Source organism: Eisenbergiella porci (genome assembly GCF_009696275.1).
GTDB lineage: Bacteria > Bacillota > Clostridia > Lachnospirales > Lachnospiraceae > Eisenbergiella > Eisenbergiella porci.
The window spans coordinates 1-2,026 of record NZ_VUMI01000135.1; the positions used below are offsets into that span (position 1 = coordinate 1).

The 2,026-nt window shown below is 48.2% G+C and carries 1 protein-coding gene and 1 pseudogene; both read left to right on the forward strand.

Translation table 11 applies throughout. The annotated features are described in order from the left end of the window. Positions 1-1,118 (forward strand): reverse transcriptase domain-containing protein (locus FYJ45_RS29225; RefSeq protein WP_154468417.1); only part of this gene is annotated, 1,118 nt, incomplete at its 5' end. Positions 1,119-1,197: 79 nt separating this feature from the next. Continuing rightward, a pseudogene (locus tag FYJ45_RS29230) lies at positions 1,198-1,905 on the forward strand (VirB4-like conjugal transfer ATPase, CD1110 family); the annotation flags it as partial. Positions 1,906-2,026: the final 121 nt, after the last annotated feature.

Here is a 2,026-nt window from a genome sequence, read left to right on the forward strand (position 1 = left end):
CGCCCGAATGGGTTTTAGAGGGCGATATTAAAGGCTGTTTTGATAATATCAGCCACGACTGGTTAATGGAAAATATTCCTATGGACAAATCCGTACTGAAACAATTCCTGAAAGCAGGATTCGTTTTCAAAGGAGAATTGTTCCCGACAGAGGACGGTACTCCACAGGGCGGCGTTATATCGCCGATTCTTGCAAACATGGCGTTAGACGGTATGCAGAAAGTATTATCGGACAGATTCCATACAAACAGACTTGGGAAAGTTGATATTCGGTTCAAGAACGCCCATAAGGTCAATCTGGTACGTTACGCCGATGATTTCATCGTCACAGCGGCAACGGAGGAAATCACCTTAGAAGCAAAAGAACTGATAAAAGATTTCCTGAAAACAAGAGGTCTGGAATTATCTGACGAGAAAACAGTAGTCACCCACATCAATGACGGATTCGATATGTTAGGCTGGACATTCCGAAAATGGGGAGGAAAGCTGATTGTGAAGCCGTCGAAGAAATCAGTACAGGCAATCGTGCGGAACTTATCCGATACGATACTAAAACGTGGAAAAGCATGGAATCAGGAAGTGTTGATTATGAAGCTAAACCAGCAAATCCGAGGATGGACGAATTATCACCAGTCCGTATGTGCAAACGAAGCATTTGCTCATTTGGATTATATTCTCTACGAATTATTGTGGAGATGGGCGAAAAGACGGCATCCGAAGAAAGGACAATGGTGGATTTCTACGAAGTATTGGCACCGCAGAGGAACTCAAAACTGGGTATTCTCTACGGATACAAAAGAGCTGATACGGGTAGACCACACGCCGATTGTCCGACACACAAAAGTAAGAGAAACAGCCAACCCGTTCCTTGATACGGAATATTTCAAAGAACGTAAATTCAATCAGGGAATGAAGAAACTTTCAGGACGTTTCAAACTAATCTGGAAGAATCAGGGCGGCTGTTGCTATCACTGCGGAATGCCACTGGACATTTCGGACGAGAGGGAAATCTTCTTCAAAGTTCCGAAGTCATGTGGCGGAAAAGGGGAAGTGGCAAACATGGCGTATGTTCACGCTGACTGCCAAAGAATCTATCTTGAGAGCCGCTCGAAAGAGTGATGAAATGCTTGAGCCGTATGAGTGGAAACGCTCACGTACGGTTCTTAGGCGAGAACGGGCGAGCAATCGCCCCGACTTAGCCGACTATTTTTCCCTTGTGCAGCGGCTTGACGGGCAGGTGATACGCTTATCCCCTACGGGCAGGGGCATTGACGGGAAGCCCCAGTATGTGAACCCTATGGATATTAACTTGAATTATTCCGAGGACGACAGCCCGCTTGCGCTGAAATCCGACTTTATCCTTTCCCTCTGCGAGCTTGTCATAGGCGGCAAGGAGGGCTTGCAGCCCGTCGATAAGACCGTCATTGACCGCGCCGTTAGGAATGTGTACCGCCCTTTCCTTGCAGACCCCGACCCGGAGAAAATGCCTATCTTGGGCGACCTCTACAACGAGCTTTTGAAGCAGCCGGAGCCGGAAGCGGCGCGTATCGCGGCGGCATTGGAGCTGTATGTTTCCGGGAGCCTTAACGTCTTTAACCACCGTACCAACGTGGAACTGAATAACCGCCTTGTCTGCTTTGACATCAAGCAGCTTGGGAAGCAGCTCAAAAAGTTAGGTATGCTCATTGTGCAGGACCAGGTATGGAACCGCGTCACCGTCAACCGGGCAGAAAGGAAATCCACGCGGTACTACATGGACGAATTTCATCTTCTCTTGAAAGAGGAACAGACCGCCGCCTATTCCGTCGAAATCTGGAAGCGTTTCAGAAAATGGGGCGGCATACCCACAGCCATAACGCAGAATGTCAAAGACCTTTTGGCAAGCCGGGAAGTGGAGAATATCTTTGGTGCGACACGTTGACGCACAAACATCACGCTATGAGGGTAATACTTCATAGACTTATGGCCATGTGATGCTAAAAGCGTCGGGCTTATCTCGGCAGGGATGAGCAACAACTGATAACCCG